This window comes from Stenotrophomonas sp. Ste86 (assembly GCF_024519465.1).
Lineage (GTDB): Bacteria > Pseudomonadota > Gammaproteobacteria > Xanthomonadales > Xanthomonadaceae > Stenotrophomonas.
The window spans coordinates 1-13667 of the sequence record NZ_JALJRW010000030.1 but is presented as its reverse complement, the minus strand read 5'-3'; the positions used below and the strand labels follow the sequence as shown (position 1 = coordinate 13667).

At 69.9% G+C, this 13667-nt stretch carries 9 protein-coding genes; 6 read left to right on the top strand and 3 right to left on the bottom strand.

Going from position 1 to position 13667, the window contains the following annotated elements:
* From recD to recC, 3 genes are read right to left on the bottom strand one after another with little or no spacing between them, the layout of a single operon-like run.
* Positions 1–1914, bottom strand: coding sequence for an exodeoxyribonuclease V subunit alpha (gene recD, locus NR101_RS17870; RefSeq protein ID WP_256776124.1), 1914 nt, complete (start codon positions 1912–1914; stop codon positions 1–3).
* The gene (recB, locus tag NR101_RS17865; RefSeq protein ID WP_256776123.1) at positions 1911–5564 is read right to left on the bottom strand and encodes an exodeoxyribonuclease V subunit beta; all 3654 of its coding nucleotides are present in this window, start codon (positions 5562–5564) and stop codon (positions 1911–1913) included. The genes recD and recB overlap by 4 nt, the downstream gene beginning before the upstream one ends.
* Positions 5561–8908: an exodeoxyribonuclease V subunit gamma gene (gene recC / locus NR101_RS17860; RefSeq protein WP_256776122.1), complete on the bottom strand. Its 3348-nt coding sequence runs from the start codon at positions 8906–8908 to the stop codon at positions 5561–5563. The genes recB and recC overlap by 4 nt, the downstream gene beginning before the upstream one ends.
* Before the next feature lie 212 nt (positions 8909–9120).
* Between recC and NR101_RS17855 the strand changes: the two genes are divergently transcribed.
* The 6 genes from NR101_RS17855 (at position 9121) to NR101_RS17830 (ending at position 13229) form a co-directional block, all read left to right on the top strand.
* Entirely contained in the window at positions 9121–9909 is a 789-nt protein-coding gene (locus tag NR101_RS17855; protein WP_256776121.1) for an ATP-binding cassette domain-containing protein, read from the top strand.
* A complete protein-coding gene (locus NR101_RS17850) occupies positions 9909–10658 on the top strand; it encodes an MlaE family lipid ABC transporter permease subunit (RefSeq protein WP_256776120.1) in 750 nt (249 codons plus the stop codon). Before NR101_RS17855 ends, NR101_RS17850 begins: the two co-directional genes overlap by 1 nt.
* 77 nt (positions 10659–10735) lie before the next feature.
* The gene (gene mlaD / locus NR101_RS17845; RefSeq protein ID WP_256776119.1) at positions 10736–11263 is read left to right on the top strand and encodes an outer membrane lipid asymmetry maintenance protein MlaD; all 528 of its coding nucleotides are present in this window, start codon (positions 10736–10738) and stop codon (positions 11261–11263) included.
* Positions 11260–11916, top strand: coding sequence for an ABC transporter substrate-binding protein (locus NR101_RS17840; protein ID WP_256776118.1), 657 nt, complete (start codon positions 11260–11262; stop codon positions 11914–11916). The genes mlaD and NR101_RS17840 overlap by 4 nt, the downstream gene beginning before the upstream one ends.
* Positions 11906–12217 (top strand): STAS domain-containing protein, encoded by a 312-nt coding sequence (locus NR101_RS17835; RefSeq protein ID WP_256776117.1) that lies wholly within the window; start codon positions 11906–11908, stop codon positions 12215–12217. The genes NR101_RS17840 and NR101_RS17835 overlap by 11 nt, the downstream gene beginning before the upstream one ends.
* Position 12218: 1 nt before the next feature.
* A complete protein-coding gene (locus NR101_RS17830; protein ID WP_256776116.1) occupies positions 12219–13229 on the top strand; it encodes a VacJ family lipoprotein in 1011 nt (336 codons plus the stop codon).
* The last annotated feature ends 438 nt before the right edge of the window (positions 13230–13667 follow it).

The window sequence follows — 13667 nt, the reverse complement described above, 5'->3', positions numbered from 1 at the left end:
CTAGAACAACTGCCCCTGCGCCGGTGCGGCGACCGCTGTGTCGCCCACCGGCGGTTCTGATGCGTCTGGCGCGTCTGGCTGGCCATGCAAGCGCGCGGCCAGCCCGGAGATGCGGCTGGCATGCCGCCTGAGCGCGGCCTGGATGACCTCCGCGCTGCCCAGCACATGCAGCGACTGCCGCGCGCGGGTCATGCCGGTGTAGACCAGCTCACGTGACAGCACCCGGTTGTCGCGACGCGGCAACTGCAGCCAGACCTCGTCGAACTCCGAGCCCTGCGCCTTGTGCACGGTCATGGCGAACGCACTTTCATGCGCCGGCAATGCGCCCGGATGGAAGCCGCGTGGCTGGTCGGGCGTGTCGCCGGGGAACCAGGCGGTCACTGCGCCCTGTCGATCCCGCAGGCAGATGCCGATGTCGCCGTTGAACAGGCGATGGCGATAGCTGTTTTCAGTGATCAACAGCAGACGCCCATGGAAGTAACCCGGCGCCATGCCCGGACGCGGTACCCCGGCCAACAGGGCTTCGATGCGGGCGTTGAGTCCACGTGCGCCCTGCGCGCCTTCGCGTACGGCCGTGAGCAGGCGGATACGACCGGCGTTGGCCAGTGCCTGCGCCGGATCGGCGGCCTCGCCCAACCCGCGCCAGTGCGCCAGCAGGTGATCGCGGTGCTGCAGCGGATCGGTCTGGTCTTCATGGAAGTGCACGCCAGCCAGTCGGCCACTGCGTAGCAGCGCCAGCGCGGCGTCACTGTCGCCGTCGCGCACGGCATGCGCCAGCGGCACCAGGTCCAGTGCATCGGTCTGCCGATAGCCGCGTTGCAGCTGCACGCGTCGGCCCCCGAAGCGCGTCCCGGCGGCCAGCGGCTGCAGCGTGGCCGGTGCCAGCAGCGCGCGCAATGCGTCGGCATCGTCGGCGCGGGTGCCCAGGCCATCGCCGCTGGCGCGCAGGATCGCGCTGAGGACGTCGCCGGCTTCCACCGACGGCAGCTGGTCCGGATCGCCGAGCAGCACCAGCCGGGTACCGGAGGCGACCGCCTCGACCAGCTTGGTCATCAGCGGCAGGTCGATCATCGACGCCTCATCCACCACCACCACATCGAACGGCAACGGGTTGTCGCCGTGGTGACGGAAGCGCGGTGAATCGGGAATGGTCCCAAGCAGGCGATGCAGGGTAGTGCCGGTGGTGGGCATGGCATCGCACAGTGCCGGGGCGATACCGACCAGGCGCAGTCGCTGCACGGCCACGCGCAGGCTTTCGGCCATGCGTTCGGCGGCGCGACCGGTGGGCGCGGCCAGCGCCACCCGCGGCAGCGGCTGGTCGGCCTGCGCCGCCTGCGCGGCGAGCAGCACCAGCAGGCGCGCGATGGTGGTGGTCTTGCCGGTGCCGGGCCCGCCGGTGACCAGCACCAGCGGATGGCGCAGCGCCACGCCGGCCGCGCGAGCCTGGTGGTCGCTGCCGTCCTGCGCCTGCGGGAACAACTGCCCGAACAACACCGCCAGCGCGCCGGGATCGGGCTGGGCCAGCGGATGGGTCGCGATGCGTTGCAGGCCGGCGGCCAGGCGACGTTCGTACTCGCGGTAGCGGCGCAGGTAGAGCAGCCCGTTTTCCAGCACCAGCGGGCGGTCGGCGGTGGCCTCGGCAGCGTCCGAGGCCGGCACATCCACCCACGGCGAAGCGCGCAGCTGCGCAAGCCAGACTTCGGCGTCGGGCCAGTCGACGTCGGTGTCGACCAGGCGCTGCGGGTGCCGCGGATCCAGCCCGGCATGCCCCTGCGACACCGCCAGCGAGGCCAGCGCCGCGGCCGCCAGCACCGCATCGGGGGTGTCCGGCTGCAGCCGGCGCAGGCTCTGCGCCAGCGCGTGGTCGAGGGTGCGCAGCGCGTTGCCGCGTTGCAGGGCGGTGAGCAGGCTCATGCCTCACCCCGTGCGCGTTCGGCCATGCGGGCCTGGGGCTGTTCGCCACCGGCGAACAGCGCATCCATCGCATCGACCAGCGCCGGGTCGAAGCGGTGTGCGTACACGCCGGGGCTGTCCGCGCGCGCGGCATCCAGGCCACGGCAGAACAGGTAGCGGATGCCGCCCATGTCGCGGGCGTAGTCGTACTGCGCGCCCAGCCGGAAGCGCAGCCAGCGGTGCAGCGCCACGGTGTAGATCAGCGCCTGCAGGTCGTACTCGCTGTGTTGCATCGCGCTCTGCAGCCGCGCGGCGTCGTAGCCGGGCAGGCGGTTGGATTTGTAATCGAGCACGTACCAGCGCGCATCGCGTACGTAGGTGAGATCGATCTTGCCGGTCATCAGCCCCTCCAGCCGCCGTCGCACGCCGAAGCCGCGACGCTCGCGAACCAGGCCGTGCGCGTGCAGCAGCTCTAGCAGTGCCGGCACCGCCGTGGGCTGCATGGCGAAGTGGAACTCGATTTCGGCGCGGCGCGCATCGGCCGGCAGATCGTGCAACGCGCCTCCTTCGGGCAGCGGTACGGTCAGGGTCTGGCCGACCAGTGCGGTCAGCACCGCCACGCCATCGTCGAGGTCTTCATCGGCATAGCCTTCTTCGCCCAGACAGGCGCGCAGCACCTGCGCTTCATCGTCCGGCGCGGGCTGTCCCGGCTGCCAGTGCGCCCAGCGCGCGAAGTCGGTGTTTTCCAGCGCATCGTGCAGCACGTTGCCGAAGCGGCTGCCCATGAAGCGCGGGTCGATGACTTCCTCACTGGGCAACGCCGGTTGCTCGGCGTCCAGGGTGAGGTCCACGCCGACCGGTTCATCGGCAGCGGGGGCGGGAATTTCGGTGGCGGCCGCGTCGGTGTCGTGGCCGGCATCGGCGTGGGCCAGCTGGGTGAAGCTGTACACCCACCAGTCGTGCGGGATGCGCCGGGTCAGCGCGCGCACCGGCGGTAGTTCGCCGTCGCGTTCGAACGCCAGCTGCGGCGGGCGCGGTTCCAGCGGCCCGTCGACCACGGCGATGTCCGGATGCGCACGTAGTGCGGCCATGTCCGAGAGCATCGGTGCCAAACGGGTCTTGGCCAGCCCCGCCAGGTCGCCAGCGGCGATCCACAACGCGTGTTCGGCGCGGGTCAGCCCGACGTACAGCAGGCGCGCATCTTCGGCCTCCTGCTCCTGCGCGCTGCGCGTGCTGGCCGCGCTCCACGCCTCGTCCTTGTCCAGTTTCCAGTGCAGCTCGCGGCGGCCGTTGGCATACACCGTGCAGTTCGTATCGGTATTGGGTGCGCTGCCCCCGATGCCGACGAACGGCAGGAACACCAGCGGATACTCCAGCCCCTTGCTCTTGTGCAGGGTGATGATCTGCACCCGGCGCGCGTCCGATTCCAGCCGCAACAGCTGCTGTTCGTCGTTCTGGTCGGCGTGGGCCATCTGTACCTGCAGCCAATCCAGCAGGCCATGCATGCCCAGCGTCTGCGCGGCGGCCTGCTGCAACAGTTCGCCCAGCTGCAGGTAATTGGTCAGCCGACGCTCGCCATCGAGCAGGCCGAGCAGACGTTCGGCGTGTTCGGCGCACAGGTCGGCGATCACCGCGAACGGTCCGCCGCGCTGCCAGCGCTCGCGCCACAGCAGCAGGCGGATCTGCACGCTGCGCTGCGCGTCGCCCTCGCGCTCCATCGCATCGATCGCGGCGGCGTCTTCGCCCAGCAACACGGTGGACAATGCCGCGCGCAGGCGCCCTTCGTCTGCCGGCTGCAGCAGCGCCAGCAACAGCAGGCGCAGGTCCTGCGCCTCGGGCGTGGCGTACAGGCTCTGCTTGCCGGCGGCCACCGCCGGAATGCCGACCGCGCTGAGCGCGTGCTGGATGCGCGTGGCGTCGCGGTGAGAGCGCACCAGCACGGCGATGTCGCCGGGCTGCACCGGCTGACCACGCAGTAGCGCGCGGCCCTGGCGGGCATCGCTGAGCAGCTGGTGGATCGCGGCCACGCAGGCATCGCTGGCCTGCTGCCGCGACGGATCGGCCTTGAGAGTGCCGCCATCGCTGTTGTGCAGCACGCGCACGGTCAGGCCCGGCGCAGGAACGCCGTCGCGCAGGAAATCGGCATCCACCCGCGTGCTGCCCGCATGCACCGGCTCGAAGCCGATGTCCGCTTCGAGGAAGGCGCCGTCGCCGGCATGGGTGTACAGCGCCTCGATGGCGTGCAGCACTGCCGGGCGTGAGCGGAAATTGCGGTCCAGCGGCGGCGCGGCATCGGCCTGGCGCTTGGCCTTGAGATAGGTGTGGATGTCGCCGCCGCGGAAGCCGTAGATCGCCTGCTTGGGATCGCCGATCAGGAACAGCGCCGGCGCCAGACCGGCAGCGCGGGTTTCTGCCGAATCGCCGAACACGCGCTGGAAGATGCCCCACTGGCGGTCATCGGTGTCCTGGAACTCATCCACCAACGCGATCGTGTACTGCGCGCGCAGCTGCTGCACCAGCACATCGCGGTGCGGGCCTTCCAGCGCATCGGCGACGCCATCGATCAGGTCGTCATAGGTCTGCACCCGGCCGATCCGCTTGAGCTCGGCCAGGCGCGCGCGTGCCTGGTCGCGCAGCGCGTGCAGGAAGGCGATCGCCTGGCCGCGCTGCCACAGCGCCAGCGCATCGGCCGCGGCCAGGTACACGGCAAGGGCGTGCTGCAGCGGCGACTGCGGCGTCCTGCCCGCGTGGGCCTTGTTGGTGCGCGCGGTGAGTTCTTCGACGGTCAGCCGGCGCAGCCGCTCCGGGTCGGCATCCAAGGTTGCGCCCGGCGTGTCATCGGCCGCCCAGCGGTGCAGCTGCACGGCCAATGGTTCCAGCCAGGCCAGTTTGTAGCTGTTGCCGTTGAGCACTTTGTTCTCGACTGCCGAACAAACGTCGCCCAGGAAGGCTTCCCCGTGCTGGCGGTAGTCGGCGGCGAACTGGCGCGCGGACAGCGCGTGCGCCGGACGCGGATCGTGGTCCAACCCGATGGGCACCGGCGGTAACAGCGGCAGCGGCTTGATCAGCGTGGTCAGGTCACCGGCCAGCGCCTCGGGCGTGGACCACAGCCGCGTCAACGCATCCACGGTGGCTGCATCATTGGCATGCACGCGCCACAGGTCGGCGGCCAGTTCGTCGTGCAGCGCGCGTTCGCTGGGCAACAGGGTCGGTGGATCGAAGGTATGGCCACTCTCCAGGGCGTGTTCGCGCAACACGCGGGTGCAGAAGCCATGGATGGTGAAGATCGAGGCCAGGTCGATTTCATCGGCGGCGGTCTGCAGCCGGCGCGCGAGCGCCGCCGGCGTTTCTTCGCCCAAGGCCAGCTGGCGCTGCAGGATCATCCGGGTCAGCAGCACCTCGGGGGTGTCCGCATCGGTCGGCGCGCGCTCGACCAGCTGCGCGGCCAGCGCCAGCCGCTCGCGGATGCGCTTGCGCAGTTCCTGGGTGGCCGCATCGGTAAAGGTCACCGCCAGGATCTGGCCGATGCGCCAGCCCTTCTCCACCACCAGCCGGGTGAACAGCGTGGCCAGGGTGAAGGTCTTGCCGGTGCCGGCACTGGCCTCGATCAGGCGCACGCCGTCCAGCGGCAGCGTCAGGTAGGGATCGTCGAGAAGGTCGTGGTCACTCATGCTGTCGCGCCCTGGTCATCGAAGCCGGGGAAGACCCGGCCCTCGCGCACCGCGGTGAAGACCACGAAGCTGTTGTGCAGCAGTTGCCGGTAGCTGTCTGGCGTGGCGAAGGGATCGCGTCCGCGCAGGGCCAGCAGGTAGCCGGCGCCGCTGGATTCACCCCACGTCCGGTCGCTGCCGTACCACCTTGCCCGGCCCTCGGTTTCGCGCTTGGCCTCGGCGGCGGTGTAGATCGCCCACGCGGTGGACGGCGCGTATGGCAGCGGCGCGCGCAGCCCTTCGCTGCGCAGGTGCAGCAGGCGCCGCAGCACCTGCCGGGCCTGCTCGGGCGGCAACGGTGGCAGCACGTGCGGGCCCAGCCCGTCATCACCCGCATCGTGGAACTGCACCAGCGCCAGCGCGTCGCCGGCGGCATTAGCCAGCAGCCAGTCCAATCCCTGGCGGATCGCCGCACGACCGTTGAGTGGGCCCGGGCGCAGCCGCACCAGGCCGCGCGGATGCACGCCGTCGATGCGGCCGTGCAGGCGCACGCCATCGATCTCCACTTCGTACCGGCGGCTGTCGGCGTCGGTGCCGGCGTGCCATTGGGCCAGCGCCTGCGCGTAGGGGCGGGTCTGGGCCTGCAGCGCCTCGAACTGGCGCTGCCCCAGCGCGCCGGAGGGCAGCAGCGCGCGGGCGCGCAGCCGCGGATAGAGCGGCGCATCGTCCCCGTCCAGGGTGGCCTCGATCACCGCCTGCTGCAGCAGCAACGTATCGCTGCCGCGCGCGGCCATGACCAGCGGTTCCACGTCATCGGCATCGCCGAGGTCCTCGGGCAGGCGCAGGCCCAGCCGCTGCGACAGGAACTGGCTGGCCGGATCGGTGAGGAAGCGGCGCAGCGCGTCCAGGCTGAGTTCGGCCTCGCCCGGCAACGTGTCCGGGATGGGTAATGGCTGGTCGAACCACGGCGCCAGCGCGCGCCGCTGTCCGCCAAGCGAACCGGCGGCCGGGTGCCACTGCTGGCGATAACTGAAACGCCGCGGCTCATCGCCGCCGCCAAACGCGGCCGGGGCGAAGGGCTGCAGCGAGTGGCGCACGGTCAGCTCCCTCGCCGCGCTGGCCGGTGCCAGGTGGTAGTCGGCGGCGGCGTCGATCAGTTCGCTGACCAGCACCGAGGGTTCGCGCACGCTGCCATCGCGCGGGTCGGCACCGAGATAGCTCAGGTAGAACACGTCCTGCGCCGAGGCGAACAGCTGCAGGAACAGGAAGCGGTCGTCCTCGCGCAACGAACGATCGCCATGCCGGCGCCTGGCGGTGCCCAGTTCGGCGGTGAGCTGGTTGAGCCCGGCAGCCGGGTCGCGGCGCGGGAAATCGCCGTCGTTGAGCCCCAGCACACAGATCACCCGGAACGGCAGCAGGCGCATCGGCACCATGCGGCCAAAGCTGATCCCACCGGTCAGCAGCGGGGCGCGGGTGTCGGCCTCGGCCAGCACCCCGGCGAAGTGCGCACGCAGCACTTCCGGTGCCACCGTGCCGTGGAAACCGGCCTGCTCTGCATCGCGGGCGAATTCGTTGATCAGCTTGCGCAGGCGCTCCAGCGCGCGCTGGCTGTTGGCCGCCTGCGGCGGCTCGGGCAGCAGCGCGTCCAGCAGCGCCAGCAGGCGTTGGCGCCACTGTGCCGGCGGCAAGGCGTCGCCCAGCGCCTTCTGGTACCGGGCCAGCACGCGCAACAGCCCAAGCAGGCGGTCCAGCGCCTCCAGCGCGCTGCCTTCCAGCTCCGGCCACGGCGCCACGCCGGCGATATCGCCGTCGCTGCCGCTGGCATGGCCCAGCAGCAGGCGATCCAGCGCGAACTGCCAGGTGAAGGCATCATCGCGCGGGGCCTGGTGCTGGCTGCGGTGGTGGGCATCCAGCCCCCAGCGCGCGCCGGCGGCCTGCAGCCAGTCGTGCAGGCGATCGAAGTCGGCCGCATCCAGCCCGGCCGCCTCGGCCAGCGGCGCGCTGGCGAGCAGGTCCAGCACTTCGTTCAAACCGAACCGCGACACCGGCAGGCCGAGCAGGTGCACGAAGACATCGGCCAGCGGCTCGCCGGCCAAGGGGCTGGTATCGGCCAGTGCGTACGGAATGTGGTCGTCCCCCCCGCTGCGACCGCCGAACACCGCTTCCAGGTAAGGCACGTAGGGGTCGATGTCCGGGGCCAGCACCGCGATCTCACGGGCCTGCAACGGCGGATCGAAGCGCGGGTCCTGCAGCAGTCCGCGCAACTGGTCGTGCAGCACCTGCAGTTCGCGCAGTCGGGTATGGCAGGCATGCACCTGCAGGCTGGGATCGTCGCGGCGCAGGCCATCGCGGCGCTCACCGGAGGGCTGTCCACGGCGGTGGAACAGATCGCGTTGCAGCCGATGCAGCAGGCTGTCGGACAGTCCACCCGCGTCCATGTCCGCACGCGCATCGTCTTCGGGATCGTCATAGGCGGCGATCTCACCGGACGGATGCACTACCTCGTAGCTGCCCAGCACCGCCATGAAGTCGCGCCCGGCCGCGCCCCAGGCCTGCAGCAGGCGGTTCTCGCCGGCCGCGTCGCCGAACGGATCGGGCGCGCCGCTGCGCAGTTTCTCGCCCAGGGTCTGCAGGTCGCCCCAATACGCCTGGGTCGGGGTGGGCAGGTAGAAGTGCATCGTGCCGACCCGCGCCTGGGTGGCCATCACCCGCAGCACGTCGGGCGAAATGTTGAGCGTGGCGAAGGCGAACACCCGTGCCGGCAGGCCCTGTGGCAGTGCCTGCCCTGCCCCTTCGAAGCGCGACAGGTAAGCATCGATGCGACGGGCGCGGTACTGGTGGCCGCTGGCGATGTGCCGCCACAGGATCGCCTGTGGATCCTGCGCGTCGGCACCGGCTTCCCAACGCAGCAGCCAGTCGCGGCGCCAGGCCTGGTACTTCTCGAACACCGCGGCCAGCTCGCCGGCCAGCGCCCAGGGCTTGAGCGGATCGGCGGCCGACAGGTAGGCCTGCAGCGCGCGCATCGGCGCCTGCCCCAGCAGGCCCGGATCACGCAGCGCGGCATACAGCTTCCAGCGCAAGGCGGCGGCGCTGAGGTCATCGTGCTCGCCCGGGACGTTGGCGTTGAGCGCGCGCGCGACGAACTCACCGGGGGTGAGGAATTCCAGATTGGCGGCAATGCCATACTCGACCGCCAGGGTGGACTGCAGCCAGCGCCGCATCGCGACCTGCGGAATCAGCACCACCTCCGGGACCAGGATCGACTGCCCCGGCACCGGCGTACGCACCGCGGTGGCCAGCAAGGCGGCCAGGACGTCGAGTGAATTGGAGTGGTACAGGCGGAAGTCGGACGCAGCATCAGTCATCGCGCCAGTGTGCCGCAGCCGTCGCACGATCACGAGGGTGGCCGGCGACGGTCTGGCCCTACGGCCTGGCTGTCGTCGCCCGGTACGGTGTGTTGCGAGCGCGGTCTCAGGCCGACCGGTAACGGTCGTGCGACAATACTGCACGGTCCAGTTCGGTTATGTTCAGCCGTTCACCACGATCTTACAACGTTGGAATTTTGTTAATGGCTTCCATGACGGCTTCCGCAGAACCTCTGGTGCAGTTGTCCAACGTGCGTATCGATCGCGGCGGTCGCAGCATCCTGCGCGACGTGTCGCTGCAGGTGCCGCGCGGCAGCATCACCGCCGTGCTGGGGCCGTCGGGCAGCGGCAAGTCGACCTTGTTGGCGGCGCTGACCGGCGAACTGCGCCCGGTGGCCGGCCAGATCACCCTGTTCGGCAAGCCCATCCCCTCCGGCACCGGCGCGCTGCTGGAGATGCGCAAGAGCGTGGGCGTGCTGCTGCAGGGCAATGGCCTGCTCACCGACCTCACCGTGGCCGAAAACGTCGCCCTGCCGCTGCGCACCCATACCCGTCTGCCCGCGGCCGTACTGAACCGGCTGGTGCAGATGAAGCTGCACGCGGTGGGCCTGCTGGCCGCCGCCGATGCCTGGCCGCGCGAGCTGTCCGGCGGCATGGCCCGGCGCGTGGCGCTGGCCCGTGCGCTGGCGCTGGACCCGCCGCTGATGATCTACGACGAGCCGCTGACCGGGCTGGACCCGATCGCCTCGGGGGTGATCATGAGCCTGATCCAGCGCCTCAACCACAGCCTGGGGCTGACCAGCATCATCGTCAGCCACCATGTGCATGAGACCCTGCCGATCTGCGACCAGGTGATCGCCATTGCCAATGGTGGCGTGGTGTTCCAGGGCAGCCCGGCCGCGCTGGAGTCCAGCCAGGACCCGCTGCTGCGGCAGTTCCTGCATGGCCAGCCCGATGGTCCGATTCCGTTCGATGCCGCGCCGCGCGCGAGGGTTGCCTGATGCCGTTCGTTGACGCCACCCGCTCGCTGGGCCGCGCCGGCCTGTTCTCGCTGACGGTGCTGCGCGGCTCGCTGCCGACCGCCGACTTCCTGGCCGAACTGACCCGCGAGATCTACAAGGTCGGCGCGCGCTCGCTGCCGATCATCGCCGTCGGCGGTGCTTTCGTCGGGCTGGTGCTGACCCTGCAGGGCTACCGCACGCTGACCACCTTCGGCGCCGCCGACGCGCTGTCCACACTGCTCGGCCTGTCGCTGTACCGCGAACTGGCGCCGGTGCTGACCGCGCTGCTGTTCATCGGCCGCGCCGGCAGCTCGATCGCCGCCGAACTGGGCCTGATGCGCGCCACCGACCAGATCAAGGCGCTGGAACTGATGGCCATCGATCCGGTCGCCAAGGTGGTGGCGCCGCGCTTCTGGGCAGCGGTGCTGACCGTGCCGCTGCTGACCGGCATCTTCTGCTCGATGGCGATCAGCGCCAGCTACTTCGAGGCCGTGCACGTGCTGGGCCTGGACAATGGCGTGTTCTGGTCGGCGCTGAGCAACAGCGTGGACTTCTGGGACGATTTCGGCGTGGCGATGCTGAAGTCGGCCATCTTCGGCGGTACCGCGGCACTGGTGGCGTCGTACGTCGGCTTCCACGCCGAGCCGACCATCGAAGGCACCTCGGTGGCCACTACCCGCGCGGTGGTCAACGCCTCGCTGCTGGTGCTGATGTTCAACTTCGTGCTGTCGGCCATGATGTTCCGGTAATTCCCGGAACGGTATGCAACGCAACCCCGCCCCGGCACCCGTCGGGGAACCTGACAAAAGAACAGTGAGATAACCCCATGGCCATCCGCGGTCCCAGACTCGAATTTTCCGTCGGCGCTTTCCTGCTGCTGGCGCTGGCCTCGCTGCTGGTGCTGGCCATGGCCTCCACCAACCAACGGTGGGGCCTGGGTGGCGACGGCTACGAACTCAAGGCGCGCTTCACCCAGATCGGGCAGCTGCGCAAACAGGCGCCGGTGAAGATCGGCGGCGTGGTGGTAGGCCAGGTCGCCGACATCGAGCTGGACCCGACCAAGTTCGATTCCATCGTCACCCTGAAGCTGGACGGCAAGTTCAAAGACCTGCCGGCCGACACCTCGGCGGGCATATTCACCAGCGGTTTGCTCGGCGAGAGCTATATCGGACTGCAGCCGGGCGGTGATCCGGACGTGCTCAAGTCCGGCGACGAGATCGTGTTCACCCAGCCGGCGGTGGATCTGCTGCAGTTGGTCGGCAAATACATGTTCAGTGGCCCGGCCAATACCGGCGGCGCCGCTCCCCAGGATGCTCCCGGTGCGGAAGCGCCGGCTACGGAAGCGCACAAATGAAAACCAAACTGATCCCGGTCCTGCTCGCCTCGGCCCTGCTGGCCGGTGCTCCCTCGCTCAGCTTCGCCCAGGCCGCACCGGCCGCTGCCAGCGCCCAGCAGGGCCAGGCCAGCACCATCGTGCTCGATGCCAGTACGCGCATCCTGTCCACCCTGCAGCAGCGCCGCGCCGAGTTCCGCAGCAACCCGACCGCGCTGCGCGGCTTCATCAACGGTGAGCTGACCAAGACCTTCGACCGCGACTACGCCGCCCGCCTGGTGCTGGGCGTGCACGGCCGTGGCGCCTCCGACGCCGATGTGAAGCTGTTCGCCGATGCCATGGCCGACAACCTGATGCAGCGCTACGGCTCGGCACTGCTGGATATCCAGGGCAAGCCCAGCTTCCGCCTGAAGTCCGAATCGCCGCTGCCGGGCAACCGCGGCGTCAAGGTGTCCACCGAACTGGTGCGCGCCGGCAGCGAAGCGACCCCGGTCGACTATCTGATGCGCAACGTCGGCGGCCAGTGGAAGATCTTCGATGTGATGATCGAAGGCATCTCCTACGTGCAGACCTTCAAGACCCAGTTCGACGCCCCGCTGCGCCAGAAGTCGATCCAGCAAGTGGCCACCGAGCTGCGTAACGGCAGCATGCAGGCCGCCCCGAGTGGCAAGTAACCCGGCCAGCGTCAGCGTGCAGGGCACGTCGCTGGTGTTCAGCGGCGTGCTCGACCGTGCCGCGGTGACGGCCTTGTGGCCGTCGCTGCAGGCCACGGCCGATGCGCAGGTGCTGGACCTGACTGCGGTGCCGCGGTTGGACAGCGCCGGCCTGGCGCTGCTGGCCGAACTGGCCGCGCGCCTGCGCAGCAAGGGCATCCAACCGCGTTTCAACGGCGCTCCCGCCGGCTTCACCGAACTCAGCGCAGCCTACCGGTTGGCGCCGTCCCTGGATTTCAATGCCCCCTCTGCCGCGAGCTGACATGAACGTCATACGCACCCTCCCTTTCCTCGTGCTCGCCCTGGCGTTGACCGCCTGTGCCGGCAAGCCCGCCCGCGAGGCCGCACCGGCCAGCGTGGCCGTGGACGCTTCGGCGCCGGTCGACGCCCCGGTCGCGGTCGACGACACGGCCAGCGTGCCGGCCGCGGCAAGCGCCGCACCGGCCACTGCGCCGGTGGCCACCGACCGCCCTGCCGCCCAGACCGCACAGGTGGGCGGCCAGGCCGCGCCGACCGATGCCGAAGACGACTTCGCCGCGCTGTACGGCGGCCCGGCGCCCTCCGCCGACGGCGCCGAACCCGGTCGGGCTGCCTACGATCCGTGGGAACCGTTCAACCGCAGGGTGCACAGCTTCAACAACGTGGTCGACCGCGCCGTCGCCCGTCCGCTGGCCACCGCCTACACCAAGGTGGTGCCGCGCTTCGCCCGTACCGGCGTGACCAACTTTTTCAGCAACCTGCGTGCGCCGGTGACCATCACCAACCAGGTGCTGCAGGGTCGGCCCGGCGATGCCTGGGACAGCCTGGGCCGTTTTGTCATGAACTCCACGCTGGGCCTGGGCGGCCTGTTCGATCCGGCCAGCAAGGCGATGGTGCCGCGCCGCAGCGAAGACTTCGGCCAGACCCTGGGTGCCTGGGGCTGGCGCGGTTCGCGCTACGTGGAACTGCCGTTCTTCGGCCCGCGTACCGTGCGTGATGTGTTCGGCCTGGCAGGCGACATTCCGCTCTCGCCGATCCGCACGATCGAAGAGGACAAGGTGCGCATCGGTCTGCAGGGTCTGCAGCTGGTGGACATGCGTTCGCAGCTGATGGCACTGGATGACATCCGCGACAGCGCCGTGGACGAGTACGCGCTGACCCGCGATGCCTGGCTGCAGCGCCGCAACTACCAGATCGAGAACGATCTGCGCGACAAGCGCACGCGTGGCAAGGATGCCGACGACACCGCGCCGATCCCGGTCGATGCGATGCCAATGCCGAACTGGGGCAACTGAGCCAGGGCGTACCTGCCAACGGTGGGTACCTACCCGCAGGAAGCCGACAAAAACCCCGCCTTGGCGGGGTTTTTTTTGGTTCCTCTCCCCCGTAGAGGGCGCGACTTGTTCCAACCGGCGTAACAGATTGGGCACAGCTGCACGCGTGCGGTCGGACAGTTCGGGGGCCGTGTTGGATCGGGTGGCGTCTTCGCTCGGAGCTGTCGCGAGGGTGTGGGCCCCTTAGCGGCCGGTAGGCCCCTGGCGCAAATGTCCCCCGGCCGCGTGGCGGCCTCCTCCTTTATTTTGCCCAGGGGCCTACCGGCCGCTAAGGGGCTCGGCTTGCGGTGAGCATGCCGAAGCCAGGCTTTTTCTGACGTTGGTCGGTGGGTCGGTCGCTGGGCCCCCATGCCCTTGGAGGCGAAATAAAGGAGGAGGGGGCGGCCGCAGGCCGACGCC

Excerpts from the sequence above, each read along its gene's own strand:
- recD (WP_256776124.1), bottom strand. The coding sequence starts at position 1,914 with ATGAGCCTGCTCACCGCCCTGCAACGCGGCAACGCGCTGCGCACCCTC.
- recB (WP_256776123.1), bottom strand. The coding sequence starts at position 5,564 with ATGAGTGACCACGACCTTCTCGACGATCCCTACCTGACGCTGCCGCTG.
- recC (WP_256776122.1), bottom strand. The coding sequence starts at position 8,908 with ATGACTGATGCTGCGTCCGACTTCCGCCTGTACCACTCCAATTCACTC.
- NR101_RS17855 (WP_256776121.1), top strand. The coding sequence starts at position 9,121 with ATGACGGCTTCCGCAGAACCTCTGGTGCAGTTGTCCAACGTGCGTATC.
- NR101_RS17850 (WP_256776120.1), top strand. The coding sequence starts at position 9,909 with ATGCCGTTCGTTGACGCCACCCGCTCGCTGGGCCGCGCCGGCCTGTTC.
- mlaD (WP_256776119.1), top strand. The coding sequence starts at position 10,736 with ATGGCCATCCGCGGTCCCAGACTCGAATTTTCCGTCGGCGCTTTCCTG.
- NR101_RS17840 (WP_256776118.1), top strand. The coding sequence starts at position 11,260 with ATGAAAACCAAACTGATCCCGGTCCTGCTCGCCTCGGCCCTGCTGGCC.
- NR101_RS17830 (WP_256776116.1), top strand. The coding sequence starts at position 12,219 with ATGAACGTCATACGCACCCTCCCTTTCCTCGTGCTCGCCCTGGCGTTG.